This window comes from Streptomyces sp. NPDC005963, from assembly GCF_040638655.1.
Lineage (GTDB): Bacteria > Actinomycetota > Actinomycetes > Streptomycetales > Streptomycetaceae > Streptomyces.
Map to the genome: position 1 here is coordinate 117,287 of NZ_JBEXVD010000009.1, position 21,338 is coordinate 138,624.

The 21,338-nt window shown below is 68.7% G+C and carries 20 protein-coding genes and 1 CRISPR repeat array; of the genes, 4 read left to right on the forward strand and 16 right to left on the reverse strand.

Annotated features, from left to right (window positions below; all coding sequences use genetic code 11):
- Positions 1-458 precede the first annotated feature (458 nt).
- The 15 genes from ABZ348_RS15415 to ABZ348_RS15485 form a co-directional block, all read right to left on the reverse strand.
- Positions 459-704, reverse strand: coding sequence for a hypothetical protein (locus tag ABZ348_RS15415; RefSeq protein WP_358876815.1), 246 nt, complete (start codon positions 702-704; stop codon positions 459-461).
- Complete coding sequence (locus tag ABZ348_RS15420; protein ID WP_358933147.1) at positions 701-1,015, reverse strand: hypothetical protein; 315 nt, start codon at positions 1,013-1,015, stop codon at positions 701-703. Before ABZ348_RS15420 ends, ABZ348_RS15415 begins: the two co-directional genes overlap by 4 nt.
- A 94-nt stretch (positions 1,016-1,109) precedes the next feature.
- Positions 1,110-1,388, reverse strand: coding sequence for a type I-E CRISPR-associated endoribonuclease Cas2e (gene cas2e / locus ABZ348_RS15425; RefSeq protein ID WP_358876817.1), 279 nt, complete (start codon positions 1,386-1,388; stop codon positions 1,110-1,112).
- Positions 1,385-2,404 carry a type I-E CRISPR-associated endonuclease Cas1e gene (gene cas1e / locus ABZ348_RS15430; RefSeq protein ID WP_358933149.1) on the reverse strand — a complete coding sequence of 340 codons (1,020 nt, stop codon included), beginning with the start codon at positions 2,402-2,404 and terminating at the stop codon, positions 1,385-1,387. Before cas1e ends, cas2e begins: the two co-directional genes overlap by 4 nt.
- 3 nt (positions 2,405-2,407) lie before the next feature.
- Positions 2,408-3,208: a type I-E CRISPR-associated protein Cas6/Cse3/CasE gene (gene cas6e / locus ABZ348_RS15435; RefSeq protein ID WP_358933151.1), complete on the reverse strand. Its 801-nt coding sequence runs from the start codon at positions 3,206-3,208 to the stop codon at positions 2,408-2,410.
- 7 nt (positions 3,209-3,215) lie between these two features.
- Positions 3,216-4,067 (reverse strand): type I-E CRISPR-associated protein Cas5/CasD, encoded by an 852-nt coding sequence (gene cas5e, locus ABZ348_RS15440; RefSeq protein ID WP_358933153.1) that lies wholly within the window; start codon positions 4,065-4,067, stop codon positions 3,216-3,218.
- Complete coding sequence (gene cas7e, locus ABZ348_RS15445) at positions 4,064-5,248, reverse strand: type I-E CRISPR-associated protein Cas7/Cse4/CasC (RefSeq protein WP_358933155.1); 1,185 nt, start codon at positions 5,246-5,248, stop codon at positions 4,064-4,066. The genes cas5e and cas7e overlap by 4 nt, the downstream gene beginning before the upstream one ends.
- Positions 5,248-5,940, reverse strand: a complete 693-nt coding sequence (casB, locus tag ABZ348_RS15450) for a type I-E CRISPR-associated protein Cse2/CasB (protein ID WP_358933157.1) — start codon at positions 5,938-5,940, stop codon at positions 5,248-5,250. The genes cas7e and casB overlap by 1 nt, the downstream gene beginning before the upstream one ends.
- 480 nt (positions 5,941-6,420) lie before the next feature.
- On the reverse strand, positions 6,421-8,298 hold the full coding sequence (gene casA / locus ABZ348_RS15455; RefSeq protein WP_358933159.1) for a type I-E CRISPR-associated protein Cse1/CasA: 1,878 nt from the start codon (positions 8,296-8,298) through the stop codon (positions 6,421-6,423).
- 107 nt (positions 8,299-8,405) lie between these two features.
- Positions 8,406-11,558, reverse strand: a complete 3,153-nt coding sequence (cas3, locus tag ABZ348_RS15460; protein ID WP_358933161.1) for a CRISPR-associated helicase Cas3' — start codon at positions 11,556-11,558, stop codon at positions 8,406-8,408.
- Between the two features lie 237 nt (positions 11,559-11,795).
- Positions 11,796-12,493: direct repeats of the CRISPR family, unit length 28 nt; unit sequence GTGGTCCCCGCGGGTGCGGGGGTGGTCC.
- A gap of 210 nt (positions 12,494-12,703) precedes the next feature.
- Positions 12,704-13,045, reverse strand: coding sequence for a hypothetical protein (locus ABZ348_RS15465; protein ID WP_358933163.1), 342 nt, complete (start codon positions 13,043-13,045; stop codon positions 12,704-12,706).
- Positions 13,046-13,276: 231 nt separating this feature from the next.
- A complete protein-coding gene (locus ABZ348_RS15470) occupies positions 13,277-13,441 on the reverse strand; it encodes a hypothetical protein (protein WP_358933165.1) in 165 nt (54 codons plus the stop codon).
- A gap of 25 nt (positions 13,442-13,466) precedes the next feature.
- On the reverse strand, positions 13,467-13,592 hold the full coding sequence (locus tag ABZ348_RS15475) for a hypothetical protein (RefSeq protein WP_358933167.1): 126 nt from the start codon (positions 13,590-13,592) through the stop codon (positions 13,467-13,469).
- Between the two features lie 99 nt (positions 13,593-13,691).
- A complete protein-coding gene (locus tag ABZ348_RS15480; protein ID WP_358933169.1) occupies positions 13,692-14,411 on the reverse strand; it encodes a hypothetical protein in 720 nt (239 codons plus the stop codon).
- Between the two features lie 335 nt (positions 14,412-14,746).
- Positions 14,747-14,908 carry a hypothetical protein gene (locus tag ABZ348_RS15485; protein WP_358933171.1) on the reverse strand — a complete coding sequence of 54 codons (162 nt, stop codon included), beginning with the start codon at positions 14,906-14,908 and terminating at the stop codon, positions 14,747-14,749.
- Positions 14,909-15,011: 103 nt separating this feature from the next.
- On the opposite strand from ABZ348_RS15485, the gene ABZ348_RS15490 reads away from it, so the two are divergent.
- The 3 genes from ABZ348_RS15490 (at position 15,012) to ABZ348_RS15500 (ending at position 17,180) form a co-directional block, all read left to right on the forward strand.
- Positions 15,012-15,851: a helix-turn-helix transcriptional regulator gene (locus ABZ348_RS15490; RefSeq protein WP_358933173.1), complete on the forward strand. Its 840-nt coding sequence runs from the start codon at positions 15,012-15,014 to the stop codon at positions 15,849-15,851.
- A gap of 20 nt (positions 15,852-15,871) precedes the next feature.
- Entirely contained in the window at positions 15,872-16,054 is a 183-nt protein-coding gene (locus ABZ348_RS15495; protein WP_358933340.1) for a DUF397 domain-containing protein, read from the forward strand.
- 484 nt (positions 16,055-16,538) lie between these two features.
- A complete protein-coding gene (locus tag ABZ348_RS15500) occupies positions 16,539-17,180 on the forward strand; it encodes a hypothetical protein (protein WP_358933175.1) in 642 nt (213 codons plus the stop codon).
- Positions 17,181-17,206: 26 nt separating this feature from the next.
- Here the strand turns inward: ABZ348_RS15500 and ABZ348_RS15505 are convergent, their stop codons facing one another.
- Positions 17,207-20,446 carry a cytochrome P450 gene (locus ABZ348_RS15505; RefSeq protein WP_358933177.1) on the reverse strand — a complete coding sequence of 1,080 codons (3,240 nt, stop codon included), beginning with the start codon at positions 20,444-20,446 and terminating at the stop codon, positions 17,207-17,209.
- Positions 20,447-20,616: 170 nt separating this feature from the next.
- On the opposite strand from ABZ348_RS15505, the gene ABZ348_RS15510 reads away from it, so the two are divergent.
- Positions 20,617-21,249, forward strand: a complete 633-nt coding sequence (locus tag ABZ348_RS15510) for a TetR family transcriptional regulator (protein WP_358933179.1) — start codon at positions 20,617-20,619, stop codon at positions 21,247-21,249.
- Positions 21,250-21,338: the final 89 nt, after the last annotated feature.

Consider the following 21,338-nt stretch of genomic DNA (forward strand, 5'->3'; position numbering starts at 1 on the left):
GCGGTCAGGGGGACGAAATGGGCGCGCTGGTTGCTGAGTTCCAACCAAATGAAATCGCCCATGATCGCTAGAATCATCGCAGGTCAGAAAGTATGGTCCCCGCGGGTGCGGGGGTGGTCCCAGTCCGGCCACTACGCCAACATCGCCCGGACCATGGTCCCCGCGGGTGCGGGGGTGGTCCGCGGAGTCGACATGGCATCGCCCACGAGAGCGAGTGGTCCCCGCGGACGCGGGGGTGGTCCGGACACGACATGCCTATCTCCCGCGTATCGAAGGTGGTCCCCGCGGACGCGGGGGTGGTCCGACCAAGACCGCGCTCCGCATCGCCGAGGGCCTGTGGTCCCCGCACTCGCGGGGTTGTTCCGTCCCAACCCTCGTGGGCGAGGGTGATCTGCTCGTCGTCCCCGCACTCGCGGGGCTCCCCTCTACGCCCAGCCCCGGGGCCCGTTCGGTATGGGTCAGTCCGTGTGGACGATGGAGACGACCGTGACCGTGAGGACGGTGACGCTGACCCAGTAGTCCGTCACCGTCCCCGCCAGGACCGCCCGGCGTTTGTCCAGCAGGTCGTCCACCGGTTTGCCGTGGATGTACGGGGTGCCGGCGAGGTGGCTGATCTCCTGGCCAAAGCGGGTGCGGCGGTCGCAGCTCATCTTCTTCAGGGCGTCGAACGCCACATCCGTGTACGCGACGCGAAGGGTGCTCACTCCGTACCCACCTCCCCCGGGCCGAAGAAGTCGATGACCTCTTCCGCAGAGATGAGCCCGGAGTGGTCGCCCCGCTCCAGGCGCTTGAAGACGGCTTCCTTCGCGGCGAGCAGGTCCGGGCGGGTCTTCTGGGCCCATTCGGCCATCAGGACGAACAGGTCCTCCGCTGCCGCGTCGCCGAGTTCGGCGTCGAACGTGATGCGCAGATCGGGTGGGAGTGCCGCCCGTACCCCGTTGATGGTCGCGGGCAGTTCGACCGGACTTCCGTCCAAGAAAGTGTTGAAGGTCCGACCCGACCTGATCTCGGCCATCTGTTCCTCGTTTCCCTACGTCCCTGTGAAACTACCCTTCCTGCGCGCCCTGTTACCGCGCCCGTCGTCGGTGCGGAAGGGTGGGCACCATTTCTCAACGGCGGTTGCGGGCGGAGAGGATCAGCCCGTCGAAGTCCACCGGGCGCCAGCGGTCGCGGCCCGCCGTGCGGATCGCCCAGCCCTGTTCGTTGGTGGCCGGTTCCACCAGGACCGCCTGGCCCTCGCCGATCCGCGACGCCAGCAGCTCCCAGAGGCGGTCGCGCACACGCCGGCTGGGGTTGCCGACGAAGACACCGGCGTTGACCTCGACCATCCAGCGCGTGAGGTGGCCGCGCAGGCCCTCGGGGGCGGCGATCAGAACGATGACCGTCACTGCGATCGCCTCCCGCCCGTCTCGTCGTCGAGTTCCGGACCGATGACCGCGATGTGTTCGTCCCCCAGGACCGCATCCGCGAAGTCCGTCGCCGTGGCGGCGTAGTTGACTCCCGCGGACACCGTGCCCACGCGTTCGTCCCAGAGTTCGCTGGTCTCCGGGGTGTCGAAGTCGGTGCCGGGCGGATTCAGCAGCTCTTTCACATCGGTCACGATCCGGCTCAGGAGCTTGGCTTCGGCGATCTGGTCGCGCAGTCCGACACGGGCGTCGCGTTCGTCCGTGAGCCCCTTCGCCATGAGATCGAAGGCCAACGGCACGGTGTACTCCGCCTTATAGAGGTCGGCGATGTCGAGTACGAAGGAGATCGCCGAGCCCGTGTGGACGAAGCCCAGCCCGGGGCTGGCGCCCAGGCCGGTGATCACCGCGTGGCAGATGCCGTAGAGCGCCGCATTGGACGCTGACAGCAGACGGTTGAGATCGTCGCCCGCGGTGAAGGCTTCGCCCGCCTTGTAGACGCGGCCGTCCCAGCGCACTCCGGTGCGCCGGGAGTGTTCCTGGTAGAGCTTGCGGAAGCGGGCGCCCTCCCGGCCGCGGAGTTGTTGCATCGTCGCGGTGGAGACGTCCTCGCCGGGAAAGCGCATCCCGTACATCGCTCGTGCCACACCGAGGCGTTCCTTGGGGCGGGTGACCAGCCATGCCTGGCGGTGGAGCAGGCCGGCGCCACGGCTCGGGCCAAGGCCGGCCGCGTACATCCGTACGCCCTGTTCGCCCACCCAACACACCGCCGTTCCGGAGTCGGCGAGCAGTCCCATGGCGCCGTGGGTGACGCGCGTGCCGGGACCGAGCAGCATGACGGCGACCATCGCGGCCGGGATGCGTACCGTCTCGCGCTTGTTGATCACAACGACGGCGTTCTCGTCGCGGTCCAGATGGCTGCGCTCCACGTACACGCTGGACACGCGGTCGACGAGCCGGTGCAGGTCCTGTGGGTGTGCCTTCCACCAGATGTCCGCCATGGCTCAGCTCCCGAGGCTTCCGGGGAGCGGGGCGAGGGTGAGCAAACCGCAGCCGTACGCCTTCGAGGGGCCGATGCCGCCGAGGAGTCTGGCCGTGAAGACATCGGGGTCGGCGACGCGTAGGCGGCCCTCGAAGGTCGCCGCGTGGAAGGTGACCCGCGGGCCGCGGCCATTCTTGACGAAGGAGTGGCGGTTGCGGTCGGTGATGCGTACCTCTCGGGCGGTCGGGGACGCTTCGGGCCGGGGGTCGGGCTCGGCTGCCGGTGGTGGGAGGAAGCCGGCCGCCGGTGGGTCGGTGCGGGCCTCGGGGACGGTGAAGCCCCAGCGCTCGGTGCGCTTGAGGAACCAGTCGAGTTGGGCCGCGGCCGTGCGGTGGGCCAGTCGGAAGCCTCGTACCCGCTGGTCTTCGGTCGCCGCGTCCAGGCGGGAGCGTTGGGTGACGGTGGGCTTCACGGGGGCCGCGGAGTTCTGTACGGGGTTGGCCGTCAGGCGGAACGCGAACTCGCGGCCGATCGCGATCTGGTCGAGCAGCGGGGCGTAGTCGCGTACGGCGGCGTGTTCGCCGTCGGCGTCCGGCCATCCCGCCTGTTCGACGATGTGGGTCCAGTCGGGCTTGGAGCGGGTGAGGACGAAGAGATGCGGTCGGTGTGGGTCGTCGGCGTCGAGCCGCCACAGCAGTCGTTCCGCATCTGCGGCGCCGGGGACTCCCCCCATCACCGCGCCGTGCAGGGCGCGCGGGTTCGAGAGCAGTCGGCGGCTCTCCGCCCGGAGGGGGTTGATCCTGATACGGGACAGATAGGTCATGGTGGGGTCACCAGCCCAGCAGGGCGAACGGGTCGTGGCCGGCGCTTGTGGCGCCGTCGTCCGTGGCGCCCTCGGGGTCGAGGTCGTCGGTGTGCGGGAAGCCGGTGGGAATGCTGAGCCAGCCGTGCCGTACGCGACGACTGGTGAAGCGGCGGGCGTGAGGGTCGAACGAGACGGGTGCGTCGTGCAGTACGTCATCGCCGTCCGGGTCTTCGACGGTGACCGAGCGGTCGACGCGCGCCGGGTAGAGGGGGTTGCCGTGCCCCCGGTCGCGGCCCCACTGCTTGGCGTACTGCTCACGGGCGCGCCGGGACGCCTGCCAGGGCTCGTTGCGAAGGGCATCCTCCAGTTCGCCTTCGCGCAGCCCCAGGGAGATGGGCTGGGTGGGCGGGCAGGAGCGACGGCCGAGTGCGAGCGGGAAGGCGGGCGCGCGCACCGCGCCGTCCAGGCCGGTCAGCAGTTCGCGCGGGCCGGCGACGGCAGCGAGGAAGACGGCGTCCTGAAGGTAGTAGCGGGTGGTGACATGGGTGTTCTTCGCCGGGGCCGTCGGCTTCTGGACGCCCTTGGCGGTGACCCCGGCCTGCGGCAACGGGCGGCCCCGGTAGTCGCTGACCGTGTGGTAGTCGCGCAGCAGGGTGCCCGGCTGGTCGACGCGAACGCCGAGACGCAGCGGCAGCAGCTCGTCCAGCGGGTCTTCGCGGGCGTATCCCGCGGCGGCGGCCAGCAGACCGATCACCCCGGACTTGGTGGGCTCCGCGCCCGTCTCCCGACGGTTGAAGGCGCTGCGTGAGCCCCATGCCTGGAGGGGTCCGGCCAATCTGAGCAGCAGGACCGCCGGGCCGTCGTCGGGACCGGTCATCGTGCGGCCTGCTGGGGGACTTCGGCGAGGTGGGCCCGGACCCGGGACAGGAGTTCGGGGAAGGCGACGGCCTCGCCGAAGGCGCTCTCCAGCAGCTTCGCCGTGTCGTCGGACTCGTCGAAGGTGTGGCAGAGGGCGGTGAGCGCGGGGGTGTCGCCCCAGGCCCTGACGGCTCTGGCGTGCTCCTGGGCGAGGCTGCGGGCGGAGGCGGCGGCGATGCCGGAGGTGACGGCGACGGGCTCCTCGAAGGCGGAGACCAGGTTGACCGGCTGGTCGGTGCGCACGACGACGGCGACCAGGCTGGGCAGCGTGCGGTGGGCGAAGGAGTTGCCGTAGCCGGTGGGCATGGAGCGGGCGAAGGAGGTGAGGAACTCCTCCACGGCGCTGACCGTCGACTCGTCGTCGGAGAGGTTCTCACGGAGTTGGTGGAGCCCCACCGACGCATAGCGGTAGAGGGTCGCGGAGTTGAAGCCGATGGTGCCGATCATGCCGGCGCCGGTCTCCTCCCCCTTCTTCTGCTCGTCGTCGACGGCGGTGAAGTAGTCGAACTCCAGCTCCACCGCATGGGTCGACAGGGCGTGCGCCACCTGGGTCGCCGCGTCGACGTTGAGGGCGGGGATGTCGGCGACCATCCGGCCGAAGAGTGCGACGTCCACGGGGTGCCCGGAGCTGAACTTCTCCTGCACCGGGAGCTTCTTGATCTCCTCGGCCAACGCGGTGTCGTCCAGGGCTGCGAGTTCCGCGGCCCGGTCGCGTACGAGGGAGGCGACGGCCGCGAGTTGGCTGCGGCCGTAGAAGAACAGATAGGCGGTGTCGCCCTCCTTCTTGCCCGCGCTGATCTTCAGCGGTGCGAGCAGGGCGTTCGCGAGGCGGGCTGCGGACTCGTCGTCGCACGCTTTGCCGTCGGCGATCTGCTCCGCCAGCGCGGCGGCCACCCTGCGGGTACGGGTCGCCAGGTCCTGCCGGGGCAGTCGCTCGGTGAAGTGCGTACGGGTGGCGCGCTTCCAGGCCTGGGAGGAGACCCGGGAGCGGCGGACGCCGCCGAAGTACGCCTCCTTCGGGTTGCCCTGGTCATCACGGTTGAGGTTGGCCGGCGGGACGGTCTGAAGGATGTGGACGTCGATGTAGGTGCGGGACGCGGGGAGCGCCATGGGGTCCTCCGGGGTGTTCTCGGGTCGCATCACGGGGTCGAAGGCGCGGACGTGGGCCGCTGGGCCGGGCCGGTGCCGTCCTTGCCGGCCGCCTCGGACTCACGGGAGCGGCTCCGCTCACCGGGTTGGTCCTGCGAGGAGGGCCCCCAGGCGTGATAGGCGAGCCCCCATTCGCGGCGCACCCGCTGCCGGTGTTCGGGGTGGCTCCAGCGCCAGACGTCCGACATCAACTGGTCGTAGTCGATGGGTTGTTGTACGGATCGGAGCTGGGTGATCAGCCCCCGCAGTCGATAGAGCAGGGCCGGTACGGCGGTGGTGTGCACGGCGGCGGCGACACGGCGGTCCACGGCCTCTTCGCTGAACCGGCCGCTGCGGTGGAGGGCGCGTAGGGCGGCACCTATGGTGATGCCGCGCCGGTGCATGGGGACGCTCTGGCTCTGCTGGTGCAGACCGTAGAGGGCGAGCGCCGCGTGCTCCGCCTCCAGTTCGCGGGTGACCCGGCCGTCGACGGGCGAGGTGTAGTAGCGCCAGAGGGCGGGGACGGTTGCGGCCGGGCGTCCCAAGCCTGAGCGGAGGGCGGCGAGATCCTCACCGGCGGCCCGGAGTTCGGACCCGGTGAAGGCGTCCCTGCGCCAGTGGCCGTCTCCGGTCACGTGCTGGTTCCAGTAGCGGCGGGCAACCCGGGCGGCGGTATCGGTATCGGCGCGGGCATTGGTGGGCACTGCGGTCGGTCCCCCTTCGATCGTTCTGGCGTACGGCAGGCACTGTCATTCGGCTGCCGGGATGTCCGGCATCGGGTGGTTCCGGTGCGGGTCACTCCGGGAGTGGTCCCGCTCTGACCCCGCCTCTGACCCCGCTCTGACCCCGTTCGGTCAGCGGTCGTCCGTGCAGTGGTCGTTCGAGTGGCGGTCAGTCAGGGCAGTGGTCGTTCGAGTGGCGGTCAGTCAGGGCAGTGGTCGGTCAGGCATTGGTCGGTCAGGCGGTGGTCACTCGGGAAGTGGCCGCTCTGGGGGTGGGGCGCGGGTCGGTGTTCGGTGGGGTGCTCGACGCGGTCAGGGTCGAACACCGGGCGGGCGGATGGCAGGGAGGTCGGGTGACCGGGCGGGCAGGTGACCGGGCTTCGGCGGTCCCGGCCCATCAGGTCGCGCGGCGGTACGGGCTCCGATCGGAGCTCCGGTCACGCCGCCCGGTCCGGGACCGGGTCATTCGGCACTGTGGTGGGGAGGGCGGAGGTGCGCTGCGCGACGGGGAAGGATCTTGTTCACCCGGATACGGAAGGCCCGTTCGGCAGTGCTGAGGCGGTGCACGATCTCCTTGCCCTCCTTGCCGCTCTTTCGCCCCACGAAGACTCCGGGCGATGCGGTGGAGAAGATCTGTTCGGCAACGGTCCAGGTGAGCTGCCCGGCCTTCCGCTCCCACGCCAATCGGCCCGGCTCGAACCGCCCGGATTCATCACCTTCCTCCGCGTCGTCCTCGTACCGTTCCTCCTCGTACTGCTCCTCTCCGTACCGTTCCTCCTCGTACCGTTCCTCTTCGTGCTCGTCGTCGCCGGGTCCGTCCCCATCCGTGGATGCGTCGACCTTCCGCAGGCCGACCAGCAGTCGGCGCACCACCGGGTCGAGCGCGTGCAGCAGGGTGTCGCCGGGGCGCTGGCCCTTGTCCCACGGGATCGGCTCGCTGCCGGCCGCACGCCGTAGATCAGCCGAAAGGTGATTGACCGCGGTCGCCAGTTGCTCCGCCTCGGCCACGACCTGGAGCAGGACCTCACAGACCTCGCCCTCCGGGTCCAGCGCGGCCAGGGGCAGCGGGAGTTCATCGAAGAAGACGTCTTCGATGACGGCGGACTGATTGCCGTAGACGATCCCGGTCAGCTCGACCTGGAGGGGGTACGCATTCGACATCCGGTCCGCGGCCTCGGTGAGGTTGCCGAGGAGGACACTGGTACGGAACCCGGCGGTCTTGGTGGTCGCCTCCCGGTCGTCGGTGACACTGCCGAGGGCCAGCAGTGCCCCGAGACCACGCCAGGCGGCCTGCCCGGGGCGGTGCTGGCGGGGCCGTTCGGATGCCGGGGACTTGGCGGCCTTCGCGGCCTTCGGCGAGGCGGTCGCCTTCTTGGGGCGGGCCGGGATGCGCGGAGTGGTCCAGGTGGTGTGCGGCTCGATGTCGGGGGTCACGGTCAGCCGGTCGCCGGCGGCGACGATCACCCTGGTGACCCTGGTCCCGGCAGGGGTCTCCTGCGGGACCAGCCTGATCCGACGCGACTGCCACGTCCACAGGTCCAGCAGCCCGCGGGCGGGCCTGGTGTGCCACACGGCCGTGCCGCAGGAGTCTTCCGCCCGGCCGTCCCGGGACCGCCTGCGCCACTGCGGCTGATCGGTGGAGAGGAGCGCCTGACCGAACGGGATGTTCAGCAGCAGCGTTTCGTAGACCGTCCGGCCCCGGGGCAGTACGACACCGAGCTGCCCCAGTGGCCCCGTGGGATTGCCCGTCGTCTTTCCGGCCTTCATCAGCGGATCGCCGACCGCGCCGGTCTTGATGGCCGCGGTGTCCCAGCAGTGGGTGTGCAGCAGCCAGCGGGCGGCCTGCGCCGGAGTCAACTCCAGCGGATCGCCCTCCGTGCGCGAGGAGAACAACGGCACGTTGTTGCCGGTGGCCGCCGTCGCCACCAGCAGCGCCGACCCCTTGGTCTCGTCCTTACCGGTCCGGAGGTCGGCGACCTGGCCGAAGGGGTGCTCGACGTCGAAGAGGTCGAAGAGGTGGCGGTGTTCGTCCAGGTAGTCGTTGAGTTGTGCGCGCTGGGCCGGAGTGAAGGCCGCCGCCTCGAACAGGGCGGTCCACTCGCCCGCCTTCGTCGGTCTGCCCAACGCGTCGACGACGATGGGCAGCAGCACCTGGCGGTAGAGCGCGGGCTTCTGCGTGGGCAGGTCGACGACGAGGTCCTGGAACCGATCGGCCTCCAGCAGGAGCCGACGTACTCCGATGTCCTCGACCGCCCCGGAGCCACCGCACACGGCTCCATCACCATGGCGCACGGGCAGCCATGGCTCATCCAGCAGATTGAACAACTTGGTTCCCCCCAAGCACTGCCTCTCCCTGTGAGGCGGCAGTAACTCTACTCAGCCACAAGGGATTTGACAGGAAGTTTGAATATTGTCGTAAAGACCCGATCACCGTGCGGGCGGAGCCGCTATAGGCGTTCCTCGACCAAGCCCAGGGCGTGGTCGTAGCGGAGTATTCGATCGGCGAGAGCGGCCGAACGGTGTTCGGCGTCGAGGACGAGGGCCGGGCTGTAGCGCAGGCGGGGATGACCGAGCCAGCCGGGCAGCGGGGGCAGGCGAACGGCTTCGTCCGTGTAGCGGGACGGGAGGCGGACCGTACCGCCGAGGACGTCGTCGAGCAGTTCGTCGGACACATCGCCGTTCACGGTCAGGGCCCGTCCGGAGAGGGTGCGATAGGTGTCACCGTCGCGGACGACGAGGATCACCTCCGTACTGGGCTCACCGTCGCGGACCACGGCATCGAGGTCGGTGTCCCGGCCGCCACCGGGTACCGAGGCGTAGTGCAGTCCTGCGAGGGTTTCGCCCTCGCGGTCACCGGCCCGGGTGAGGAGGTAGACCGCCGCCTTTTCGGCCCGTTCGCGCTGCTCGGTCTCCCAATCCGCCTGGAACTTCCGGGCTGCGGTCCGCCACGCGGACGGGATCAGACCGTCCTCCGGCTCGGTCGGTACGTCCGTGCCGCCATGGGTCTCGGCGCCCTCCGGGTCTGCCTCGGTCTCGGTGCCCTGTTCGGGTAGCTCTGCGATGTCTTGGGCGGCTCGGGCGGACGTCGACGGAAGGTCGTAGCAGTCGGCGACGAGCCCGGGCACCTGGGAGGGGATGCGCCAGGGAACGGCACGGCCGACGGCATCGAAGACCTGGGCGGCGGTCCGGAGCAGCAGATGGCGTCCGTAGATGAACTCGGAGCCGCCGTGGAACCGCGGCAAGGACTCCGCGCTGCCCGGGTCGTGCTCGAACCCGGTGATCACCACCCGGGGATCACGGAGACGTTCGGGTCGGCTGGTGCCGTTGTGTCGGTGGAGGCGGCCGATGCGCTGAAGGAGGAGGTCCATGGGGGCGAGGTCGCTGATGAGAAGGTCGGCGTCCACATCGAAGGACTGCTCGGCGAGCTGGGTCGCCACGACGATCAACCGCCGGGGCCGCGAGGTCTCGGCACCGGGCGCACCGAGCAGCCGCAGACAGGTCGCGGTGCGATCCGCGCGGGCACCGACCGCGAGTCGTGCGTGCAGCAAGTGCACATCGTCACCGAAGTGCTCGCGCAAGGCACTGTAGAGGGTCTGGGCACGCTCGACGGTGTTACGGATGACGAGCGCGCAGCCTCCGGCTCCGACCTCGCGCCCGAGGAGTTCGACGAGGGAGGCATTGGCGTCCGCCAGGGCGGCCTGGCGGTCCTCGACGGGGGTCCGCTGGGTGGGGATGCGCTCGGGCAGCAGCTCGACGGCGACCTTCAGGTCCTCGCGTCGCCAACCCGTCCCACTATCCACGTCATAGCGCGGCCCCGAGCCGTCCGGGGCCGTCCAGACCGCAGTGACGGAGGGGTAGCCGGACGGTTCGGGCAGAGCGTCGGCGGTGAACTCCTCACGGGTGGAGGCGCCGGCGAGATAGGCGTCGACGAGCTCACGGCGCTGCGCGGGCGGGAGGGTCGCCGACAGCAGGACGACGGGGGTGCCGGCCTGCCCGAGCCAACGCAGCCCCTCCCTCAAGAACTGGGACATATAGACATCGGCGGCATGGACCTCGTCCAGTACGACGACCTTGCCGGCCAGTCCCGCCATGCGCAGCATCACGTGCTTGGTGCGGGTGGCGGCGAACAACAACTGGTCGATGGTCCCCACGACGAAGGGGCAGAGCAGTCCGCGTTTGGCGCCGAGGAACCACTCGGCGGGTCCGCGGGGCCGAGGACATCCCTCGGCCGGCGCAGTGAGGCCGTACTGATCCTCGTCGTAGCAGTCGCCGTACTCGTCGATGCGGAAGCGGGCGTCCGGGTCACCCGATGCGCCCTCCAGCAGCTCGCGCCACTCCTTGTTGAACATCCGCTTGCCGTGCAGCAGCGCGACACGATCGGCGAGATCGTCGTCGATGGCCCTGGTCCAGGCGCGTACATTGCTGAACATCGGGTCGCTGGTGGCCTGGGTGGGCATCCCGACGAAGACACCGTCGGCGCCGAACCTGGCGGCGAGGATCTCGGCGGCCATCAGTGCGGCCTTCGTCTTGCCCTCGCCCATGGGGGCCTCGACGACGAGCAGCCCCGGGGCCTCCATGCGGCGGGCCGCGTCCATGACGAGCGTCTGCGACGGGCGGGCGCCATGGCCGAACCGGTCGGTGAACACCTCGGGCCCCGGTACGGCCAGTTGGCCCCAGCCACCGGACAGGCGCAACGACTTCCAGGCGAGGGCCGCCCGCTCCCGCGCATGGTCGAAGGTCACGCGCTCGATGTCGTCCACGCCCTGGAAGTGCTGCTCGTCGCTGGCGATCCAGTCCGCCATGACGATCAGGCCGCTGAGGTGGAGCTGATCGGCACGCGACGGCACGTTCGCCGGTTGCACCGCGGCGAGATCCGGGAACCCCAACTGCTCGGTGAAGTGCCGGAGCAGCGCCGACTGCACCGCGGGCCACGGCGCACGCCCCACGAGGTCGCGGGACTTCGGCTTGGTGGCGTACAGCCCGGGGAACGCACCGTGATGCCCTGCGACGAGGGGCCACACCCACTCGATGTGCTCGTCCTGCCAACCGCCGACGGGCAACAGCCGCCACAACAGATGCGCCCCGGCCCGGTCGTGCCGCCAGCGGACCCTATCGACGACATGCCTGTTCCACCGGAGCCCGGCAGCACGAACGACCTCTGCCCCCTTGGGCCACAACCGCTGGAAGGCGGGTGTGGCCTTCCCGATGTCATGCACCCCACAGAGCCAGCTGAAGAACGCCCGCCCGCTACCCGCCACGCCCCCGGTCGCGGTGTGATCGAGCATTCGCCGGGTGGCGGGGGCGAGATAGGTGTCCCAGAGCTGCTCGGCAACGGCAGCGGTGTCGAGAAGATGCGACAGCAGAGGATTGGCCGTCCCCCCGGCCTTCTCCTCGGACTTGCCCCACAGAAGGAGATAGCGGTCATCCCGGCCCTGACGCTCAAGCCCTGGGGAACCCGCCGTACCCGGGGCAGCGGCGGAAGGTGCGGTACGTAATTCGGTGCGCTCTGCGCCCTCCTGCGCGCCTCGACCACGACCACCGGACGGGACAGGCTCAACGGGATCGATGAACTCCTCACCCTTGAAGTTCGATCCGGACATGTCGCCTCCTCCGCCCTCGATAGATTGACTCCGGAGCCTAGAGCGCAACACTGACAGCGGACGGGAGTTGACCGTTCTTGTCCAGTTAGATGCCAAGTGCGATCGATAGGGGCGGATAGACCCTGTCTGGAACTGGCGGGGGTGGAGGGGGCAGGGACGATGTGCAGAGATTGGGCAGCCGGATTCCAACTAAAGGAAACGGCCCATGATCGCTAACATCGCAGCAGCTCAGGAAGTGTGGTCCCCGCGGGTGCGGGGGTGGTCCGTGGTTCCGGGCCATCGGGCGACGACGAGCGTTGTGGTCCCCGCGGGTGCGGGGGTGGTCCGAGAGCACTGGCGTCGATGTGGGTGGCACGGGGGTGGTCCCCGCGGGCGCGGGGGTGGTCCTGCCAGCGGGTCGGCGTACGGGTCCGGGGTAGCGTGGTCCCCGCGGGCGCGGGGGTGGTCCTGCCGAATATTCGCCGTATTGAGATTGGCTGTAGTGGTCCCCGCGGGTGCGGGGGTGGTCCCGTCAAGATCACCGCCCCCACCGCCAGCGCGGTGTGGTCCCCGCGGGTGCGGGGGTGGTCCCGCGATCCGTGGTGCTTGGACCCGGATCTGGGAGTGGTCCCCGCGGGTGCGGGGGTGGTCCGGTTCGTTCGTGCGAGGCCGGACCGATAGCAGCGTGGTCCCCGCGGGTGCGGGGGTGGTCCCCACTACCGGGCCCGACTGCTGTTCTCCAGCGTGTGGTCCCCGCGGGTGCGGGGGTGGTCCGGGGCGGTACCTCACATCGGCGTATGTCTGTCGGTGGTCCCCGCGGGTGCGGGGTTGGTTCGTCCTTGAACGCGGCGATCGTGGCGCCGAGTCCGTGGTCCCCGCGGGGCGGGGGTGGTCCATGGGGTGGGAGTAGGACGTCGCCTCTGGGGTCGTGGTCCCCGCGGGCGCGGGGGTGGGGCGGCGTGGTGGTCAGTTGTCCGGATCGAGTTCGTGGAACGGCGGTGCCGGTGTCAGGGTCTCGGCGTGGGTGGGGCACGCGTGGAGGGTTACCGGTGGGCCACTCATGCGTTCGACGTGGCGGACCGGCAAGGGTGCGAGCGTCCAGCGGTTGCAGATGCAGCACAGCGCGCCGACCTCCTTGGGCACTCGGCGTGTGAGCCCATCCCGCCTCATGCTGCCGCCCCGGGCCACACTTGATGAACGCCGTCCGCCACGTACGAGTAGTCGTAGCCAAGTTCGGCCCACGCTGTGGCGAAGAATCGTTCTCGACATTCGGGCGTCAGCGCCTCTGCTTCTTCGGCCCGGAAGACCGAGCGGGCGAGCGCTGCACTCGGGCCGCTCCACGGTCGGGCCCACGCCTGGGAGCTGGACGTATCCTCCGGTGCTTGCTGCGGGATGACGGTACTGGTCATGCGATGGGCGAGATACCCGGCGGAGTGTCGTCCGGGTCGGCGTTTGGCCCTGAAGGGGCTCAGCACCCACGCAAGGGCGCACGCGATAAGGTCGCGCATACGTCGTTCAGCTCCTAAGAAAGCTGTTCTGGCGAGCCCCGGTGGACCGGTCCTAAGCGGTCCACCGGGGCGTCTCACGTTCAACGGCAGGGCTATGCGTCCGCCGTTTGATGGGGTTGGGCACCTCGCGCCCGGAGTTGCGATCGATTGCCGATGTGCTGGGCCAGCGGATCACCACAGGTGAACCGCGCCAGCACGGCATCCCCCAGGAAAAGTTGGCGGCGAACTCGCTCAGGCGGCCGGGTTCTCGCTGGTCCTGGTGCAGTGGCCGCATACGTATCGGGATCGCAGGAGCAGCTTCATGGCGTCCAGGTCTTGGTGGACCGGGCAGACCCATGACAGTTCGGAGTCCTCGGGGAGATCCGCTTTCAGGAACATACGCAAGGTATTGCGCACGCCCGAGTCCTCTGGAGGTCCGCCGCTACCGTCCATCTCCGTCGCTGTCCTCGTCGTTCGTGTCCTCGGCGGGCGGGTCTACCGGAACGATCGTCTCGTTCGCTCCGAGGTCGTACCCGTTCGCCTCTTCGATCTGCCCGTTGGCTCCCACAGGGATACCTCCTGTTGTAACGAATGGTCGTGGTGCTGGGAACCGCCCCCGCCGGTTGTGTGCGGGAAGGCATGGCAGGGGCGGAGTTTCATGGGCCGGTTACGGCGGGGGCATGGGGCAGAGCTCCACGCCAAAGCGGGGAAGTGCGCTGATTGCGTCATAGGCAGCGCTCACCGCGTGGCCGGGCAGGGTGCCCGCTGCAACGCGTCGGATGGTCTCGATCTGCCATCCCTCGGGCAGCGCTGCGAGTCGCACAGCGGTTTCAGCTCCGTACCCCTTGTCGATACGGGTCGTGTCGTGGTCAAAGACGCGATCGTGAACGCGACCCAGCACGTGTGAAAGGGATGGGCGGCCTTCATCGGAGTGCCGTATCAGCTGGTGTTCGACTTCCAGCGTTCGGAAGACCTCGGCACGCCACTCGGGCGGGTAACTCCTGTACCACTCAAGGTGTTGTTCTGCCCCTTCCCTCTCCTCGTACCGTCCCTCAGCTTCGGGCCATCGGGCACGCGCCCGTTCGCAGTGGACGGCGAAGTAGGCACATTCGCGGATGAGGTCATGGACCGCTGGTTGTCCGTTGGCAGCCGTGGAATGTCGCTGCGCCTCGATACCGTGGCCCGCGAAAAGTGACCAGTAGAGGGCGGCACGGTCCGCAGGGCAGAGCTCGTCCCACACCGTCGATTCCTTGAGTGCGGCCCATACGAGCGGTACGGCTTTGCCCGCGAGTGCGGTCACATCCGCCCAACTCACATCGGGCCACGTGGCCAGGGTGTCGAGTGCGGTTCGTAGTTCGTCCAGAGTTGTGTTGGGTTTGTTCGTCATGCTTCCTGCCGTGAGAGGTAGCGGCCCCGGCCGTCCGGGCACCGATGACGACCGGAGCCAGAGGATGCGGAGCACCCTCTCTTCCCTCGGCTGGACGGACCGACCTACCAACCGAGGGGGTTCATGGAGCCCGGCCCGCCTGACCATCGCTGTCCAAGGCACCGTCAGACGGACCGGATTGACCGCCCCACACAACGGGAGCGGACACTTTCAGAACTGGAATACGCGGGTCATCCCCGCGAGGAGCCCCCGCTACTGCGCGCATTCAACTCAGTGAGCACGGGGCGGAGATGGTCAATCACACCGGCCGGTCGAAGGTCCGCTCTCACAGCGGTCTACTCAACCCCGCCTTTCGGCGGACGGAGCGAAAAGCGACCATCCACCTTGTCCGTGTCCATGACCACCCCCAACGCATTCTCAGCGATGTCAAACACCAGTTCACCAACGCCAAGCCAGGGCACCTGATCCGCCTGATCCGCTAGGTTCCTGCCAGACATGACCACTCCTCTCCGTAGCGAAACCACTACCGGGCGAATTCAGGTTGACCTAGGGTGAAGAACGGTTCAACTAGGGAATCCAGCAAGCTAAGTTGGGGAGCATATGGTCAACCGGAAGGAACTCAATCCGGACGCAAGTCCACAGGCGTCCCTGGGGGCCCGACTTCGCCGCGAGCGCGAACACCGTGGATGGACGCAGCGAGAGTTCGGCGCCGAGATGCAGTATTCGCCGACCCAGGTATCCCACGTCGAAACTGGGCTGAAGATTGCGACTTTGCCATTCTGTCGCCGCGCCGACGTTGTACTCGGCCTAGCTGGAACCGAAGAATCGTTCGAACGCGAGTGGTTAGGCATGAAATACGGCGCACTTCTCGAAGGATTCCCGGGGTTCATCGGGTACGAAGGCAGAGCCGTAGAGATCCGACTGTACGAGGTCGGGGTTATCCCAGGGCTGTTTCAGACCGCTGAGTACGCAGCAACCATCGAAGATCACAGCGTGGCGCGTGGCGCGATCACACCTGAGCACGCACGCGAACGAGTAGCGATAGTTGCCGACCGGCAGACCGCCATCGAACGGACCCCTCGCCCACTGATCCACGCCGTGCTGGACGAGAGTTGCATTCGCAGGTACGTGGGTGGCCCGGAGGTCATGCACGCCCAATTCGACAAGCTGTTGGAGTTCGCGGAGCAGCCCAACGCCATGCTGCAAATCGCCCCGTTCTCCATGGGAGAGCGCCGCCCCTTCAACCTACCGGTAACAATCCTGACTCTGCCGGGCCGCTCTGTCATGTCGTACGCGGAGAGCGCACACCGGGGCCATCTGGAGCGCGATAGCCGCTTCGTGGACCCCACACTGTCGGCCTACTATCAACTGCAGAAGTACGCGCTTCCGCAGGCGGACTCCGTGTCCATGATCAATGAGGTACGAAAGGGCACCCCGTGACGACCACGACCGAACCCCCCATGTGGATCAAGTCTTCATACAGCGGCAACGGTGGTCAATGTGTCGAGTGGTCTCCCTCGCACGCCTCCGCCACCGGCATCGTCCCCCTCCGGGACAGCAAGCGACCGAGCGGACCCGTCCTGATGGTCTCCACCGACGCCTTCGCCGGCCTGGTCTCCCTCGCCCGCGCCGCCAACCTGTAACACCACAACGCAGCACAGACATGAACTGAGCAACAACACGCACCTTGAGAGCCCCGACCGGTGACCGACCAGACGGGGCTCTCGCATCCGGCCACACAACGCAGAAGGCCCTCGCGCTTGATTGCGTTGAATTGAGCGTTGCAATAGGAACGTGGTCCCCGCCGTGCGGGGTTGGTCCGATGGGTGCGATGACCCACACCATGTGCCAAGGGTGGTCCCCGCAAGGCGGGGTTGGTTCCGACCTCGGGGAGATGAGGGGCGCCGGCGCGCTCTGGTCCCCGCGTTCGCGGGGGTGGCGCCGGGCGCGGTGGTGGTGGGGCGCTCGGGTGGTGAAGTAGGCGCGGACGAGGTCGAGTTCAGGAAGACCCTCCGCGTACCGGGCCGGTAACAAATCAGCCCAGGCCCGGCCGCATCTCCCGTACCACCGGTATGTTCACCATCCCCCCACATTCCGAACACACCACCCGTACGAGGGGATCGGCGCATGAGCCAGCAGTACCCGGAGCCTGAGAAGACGCAGCCGGGCGGTTTTCAGGTGCCGTATCCGTATCAGCCGCCGCCGGTCAAGAAGCGGATGTCGCCGTGGGCGATCGTCGGAATCAGCGTGGGGAGTCTGTTCGGGTTTCTGATGCTGCTCGGGCTCATCGGGTCCACGATCGACGGTGACGACAAGGGGACCGTGGCCAGTGAGGCCAAGGCGGTGCAGGCGACGGTGACCATCACCGCCGCGGGGCCGACGGCGACCGTGACGGTCACCGCGAAGCCCGTCGAGCCCAAGAAGGCAGTGGTTCCGAAGACCGCACCCGCCACATCGGCGGCGCCCAAGCCCGCGCCGCCGAAGCCGAAGCCCACGCCGACCAAGGCGCCGGCGAAGAAAGCGCAGAAGGCCAAGCAGTACGGCGACGGCGACTACATCGTCGGGGAGGACATCCCCGCCGGCACCTACACCAGCAAGGGTGCCGCGCCCGGGCTGTTCGAGCTGTGCACGATCACCACCGACCCCACGTCGGCGGATAAGTTCCCGCAGTTCAAGACCGCGAACGCCAAGGAGCGGATCATCATCATCCTGACCAAGGCCGATGGTGTGGTCACCGTGCAGGGCTGCGAGCCGCTCACCCGGCGCTGAGCCCCCGCGCGCAGGAGCTGGGGTTTTCACCCGGTCCAGACGTCCTCCACATAGCGGTCCGACGCCATCATCGCGCTCAGCCAATCCTCCGCGGCTGCGGCGTTCACGCCCGTACGGTCCCGGTAGATCGTGCGGAAGGCGTCCCGTACGGCCGGGGCCATCGCGCGGCCGTCGCCGCAGACGCGGACGTGTGCGCCCGCTGCGAGCAGGGCCCAGACCTCGTCCGCCTCGCACGCGATGCGGTCCTGGACGAATCGCATTCCGTCGCGCGGGGTCTGGGAGTGGACGGGACGCAGGCTGACCGTCCCCGTGCGCTCGGCGGCCTCCAGTTCGTCCCGGTGGAGGTAGTCGACGTCCGGGTGGTCGCAGCCGAAGTAGCAGAGCAGCGGGGCCAGGTCGAGGGGCACGGCTGGTACGGCTCCGCTCCCCGATGCCGCGAGGGCGCGGTCCGCGATCAGTGCGCGGAAGGGCGCCAGGCCCGTACCGGCCGAGATGACGATCAACGGGATCGTCGGGTCGGCCGGCGGGCGGAAGGATTCCTGGCAGGGGGTGACCCTGCCGTCCACCACGTCTCCGGCTTCCAGGGTGGCCAGATAGGCGGCGCCCGCGCCGAGCCATGTGCCCTGTCCGCCGCGGTGCGGCACCGGGGCCGCCGCGACCATCAGGTCCACCGAGTCCGGGACCCGCGCCGGTGAGGAGGAGATGGAGTAGTAGCGCATCCGCATCGGGGAGAGGACGTCAAGCAGTTCGGGCAGGGTGGGGCGGCAGGAGGCGAAGCGTTCCAGCAGGTCCGGCAGCGTGGACGTCGATCCTTCGGGCAGGTGCTCCAGGCCGATGCGCTCCGGTGGGCAGGGCGTGAGCGCCGCCAGGGCGTTGATCTGTCGGCGGGTGGCGGGCTGGCCGAGTTCGACGAAGTGGGTGAGCAGCGCCCGTACGCTCACCGGCTGGTCCACGGGCAGCGGCGGGTTTTCGGTGGTCGACGACAGTTGGACGACCCGATCCGGGTCGAGTCCGAGGAGTCCGGTCGTACGCTCCACCAGGGCGGCCGGATTGACGGGCCGGATCAGTAGGTGGTCGCCGCTGCGGTACTCGGTGCCTTCCGGGAGGTGCAGGCGCAGGAAGCGTTTCGAGCGGCCCAGCGGATGCTCCAGGTCGCAGAGTTCGTCCGTGGCCAGGACCAGCAGCGGCTGGAGGCCTTCGGTCTGTGGCAGCGGGCCTTCGGGGCCGGGTACGGGGTCGATGGTGTAGCGCGTACCGGGCGGGGTGTCGTCCCCCGTGCCGGGCAGGCCGTAGCGGTCGAGCAGGGTCGACCACACCCGTTCTCCCCAGCGGTCGGTTTCGGCCGCGACATCGCCCGAGACGTCCACGGCTGCCCGGGGGGCGATGGCCGTTCCCCCGGCGGCGGTGAGGCGTTCGTCGATGAGGGTGGGGATGCGCTGGTAGGTCGCGGGCCAGTTGCGGTCGCCCACTCCGAGGACTGCGTACGGTATGGCGGGCAGCTCGGCCGCTGCGGTGGTTTCCAGCCAGGTGATGAAGCGGGCGGCGTCGTCGGTGGGGCGTCCGTTGTAGGAGGCGGCCACGATCAGGTGCGGGCTGTCGGGGTCGAGCCGTCCCACGGCGTCGTCGAGTTTCCGGACGGTGGTGGTGAAGCCGTGGCGGGTGCCCTGCTCGGCGAAGCCTTCGGCGAGGCTGCGGCTGGTGCCGAGGTTGGAGCCGTAGAGCACGGTCAGGGTGGTGCCGGGGGCGCGCAGGCCCATGGTCGTGGGCGGTGTCGGTGTGGCGGTGGTACTCGTTGTGGCGGTGTTGGCCGTGGGGGTCAAGGCGAGCGTGGCCGCGCGGCGTTCGTCGTTCGTCCGTCGTACCGGGGTCAGGGAGAAGCCGTCCGGCTTGAGCGTCAGCGTTTCCTTGATCTTGAGTTGGTAGTCGTCGTGGTCCAGCAGCCGATAGCGGTGGACGATCAGCCCGAGGAGCAGGGTGGCCTCGTGGAGGGCGAATTGGCGTCCGATGCAGGAGCGTTCGCCGTTGCCGAAGGGCTTGTAGAGATGGGCCGCGCGTTGCTCCATGCGTTCCGGTGTGAAGCGGCTCGGATCGAAGAGTTCGGGGTTGTCGCCCCAGCCCGGGTCGCGGTGCAGCATCGGTGTGACCACGACGGCGTTCTGTCCGAGCCGCAGTGGATATCCCCCGCCGATCTGGGTGTCCTCCAGGGGTTCGAGGGAGAACGCGGGGGCTGTGGGCCATAGGCGCAGGCTCTCGTTCAGCACCTGGCGCAGATAGGTGAGCCGTCCGACGTCCTCGTACGAAGGGTGGGGGTCGGGGTCGGCCCCCCACAACGCATCGGTTTCGGCCTGGGCTGCGGCGAGGACTTCGGGGTGTTTGAGCAGGTAGTAGAGGGCGAAGGACAGTGCACCGCTGGTTGTTTCGTGGCCGGCGATCAGAAAGGTGATCACCTGGTAGCGGATGTTGGTGTCGTCGAGAGTCTCGCCGGTGTCCTTGTCCGTCGCTTGGAGCATGAGGGACAGGAGGTCATCGGGTGCCGAATCGTCGTGGGTCCGGCCGGTGAGTTCCCCACGGCGGCGGCGCACGATGTCGTCGACGAGTTCGTTCATGGCGGTGATGTCGGCCTGGTGACGCTTCTCGGACTTCGCGTACAGGAAGTCGAGTCCGGGGATGTGTCCGAGTTTCTTCTGTGCGTGGGCGAGGGCCCGGACCATCGTGGAGATGAAGGGGTGCTCTTCATCGCCGCCGAAGCAGTCGAAGTCGTAGCCGAATCCGCAGAGTCCGATGGTGTCCAGGGTCAGCCGGGTCATGTCCTCGGCGACGTCGACCGGAGTGCCGTTACGTGCGTCCCAGTTGGCCAGAAGCCGTCGTGCCGCAAGCAGCATCGTGGGGTGATAGGCCCGTAGGGCGTTGAAGGAGAACGCGGGCATCAGGATGTTGTGTGCCTTGCGCCAGTTCGGCTCGTGACTGAGGGCGGTGAAGAGGCCGTCACCGCCGAACTCCCGGACCGTCACGAGGTCGTCCACCGACTTGCGGAACCTGGTCTCGTCACACAGTTCGGCGACGAGGTCGACGCCGGACACCATGAGGATCTCGCGGCTGAATATCCGCAGGTTGTAGATCGGTCCGAGGGCCCGGGCCTCGTCCATGGCGAACCGGGTGAAGGAGTCGGTCGGCACTCGCAGCGCATGGCCGAACACGGGGATCGCTCCGCGTTCGGGTACGGCCACCGCGGTCGCGGTCGGTCGGCGGAGTGTCGTGGAGTTCATCGGTCCCTGCCCCTCGGTGGTCCTCGTTGGTCCTCAGTGGTGGCAATGCCTGGCACGCACAGCAGCGCACCGTGGTTCACCGCCCGTCCCGTCCTCACCATACAAGTGACCTTGTCGCATGACAATGTCAGTCGACTGGAACGCTTGACTGCGTCGCTATAGTGGCTGGTATGGCACATGTGACCGCCGCGGAACGGCGCCCTCAGCTCATCGCCGCCGCCATCGAACTCATGGCGCGCGAGGGAGTGGCGGCAGGCAGTACGCGCGCCATCGCCGCCGAACTGGGCGTGGCGCAGGCGACCGTGCACTACACGTTCGGCACCAAGGCGGACCTCTATCGCGCGGTGCTGGAATCGCTCACCGAGGGGCTGATCGCCGAGGTCCAGGAGGGCGTGCGGAACGCCACCAGCCTGGAGGAGGCGTTGCGGGCGACCGCCGAGGTCTTCTGGGTGGACATGTGCGAGCGGCCCGAGCTCAATCTGCTCTGGTTCGAGCTGATCACCTTCGCCGTAAGACGGCCGGACCTGCGCCACGTCGTGCAGAAGTACCAGCAGGGCATCACGGATATCGCCATCACCGCACTCGTGGAGACCGGCCGGCGGACGGGGGTGGAGTACGCGGTACCGCCGGCCGAGTTGACCCGGTTCCTGCTGGCCGGGCTCGACGGCCTGTGCATGGGGCTGATGATGGAGACGGGCGGGGATGCGCCGGGCCCGGAGACCCGTAGGGCGCTGGACCAACTGGTCGCCGCGACCATCGGCCTGGCGTACGGCGAGCGCCCCACGCCGGCCGTCGCAGTCTGAGTGGCCTCCCGGGTCTGCCCGTCGTCCATCCGTTCGGCCGGCGCGCATGACTGTCTCCCGGGCCGGTTCGCCATCGGCGTGAAGCGAAC

Coding starts and splice junctions, on each gene's coding strand:
- ABZ348_RS15420 (WP_358933147.1), bottom strand. CDS start 1,015: ATGGCCGAGATCAGGTCGGGTCGGACCTTCAACACTTTCTTGGACGGA.
- cas1e (WP_358933149.1), bottom strand. CDS start 2,404: ATGGCGGACATCTGGTGGAAGGCACACCCACAGGACCTGCACCGGCTC.
- cas6e (WP_358933151.1), bottom strand. CDS start 3,208: ATGACCTATCTGTCCCGTATCAGGATCAACCCCCTCCGGGCGGAGAGC.
- cas5e (WP_358933153.1), bottom strand. CDS start 4,067: ATGACCGGTCCCGACGACGGCCCGGCGGTCCTGCTGCTCAGATTGGCC.
- cas7e (WP_358933155.1), bottom strand. CDS start 5,248: ATGCGACCCGAGAACACCCCGGAGGACCCCATGGCGCTCCCCGCGTCC.
- cas3 (WP_358933161.1), bottom strand. CDS start 11,558: ATGTCCGGATCGAACTTCAAGGGTGAGGAGTTCATCGATCCCGTTGAG.
- ABZ348_RS15465 (WP_358933163.1), bottom strand. CDS start 13,045: ATGCGCGACCTTATCGCGTGCGCCCTTGCGTGGGTGCTGAGCCCCTTC.
- ABZ348_RS15480 (WP_358933169.1), bottom strand. CDS start 14,411: ATGACGAACAAACCCAACACAACTCTGGACGAACTACGAACCGCACTC.
- ABZ348_RS15485 (WP_358933171.1), bottom strand. CDS start 14,908: ATGTCTGGCAGGAACCTAGCGGATCAGGCGGATCAGGTGCCCTGGCTT.
- ABZ348_RS15490 (WP_358933173.1), top strand. CDS start 15,012: ATGGTCAACCGGAAGGAACTCAATCCGGACGCAAGTCCACAGGCGTCC.
- ABZ348_RS15495 (WP_358933340.1), top strand. CDS start 15,872: ATGTGGATCAAGTCTTCATACAGCGGCAACGGTGGTCAATGTGTCGAG.
- ABZ348_RS15500 (WP_358933175.1), top strand. CDS start 16,539: ATGAGCCAGCAGTACCCGGAGCCTGAGAAGACGCAGCCGGGCGGTTTT.
- ABZ348_RS15505 (WP_358933177.1), bottom strand. CDS start 20,446: ATGAACTCCACGACACTCCGCCGACCGACCGCGACCGCGGTGGCCGTA.
- ABZ348_RS15510 (WP_358933179.1), top strand. CDS start 20,617: ATGGCACATGTGACCGCCGCGGAACGGCGCCCTCAGCTCATCGCCGCC.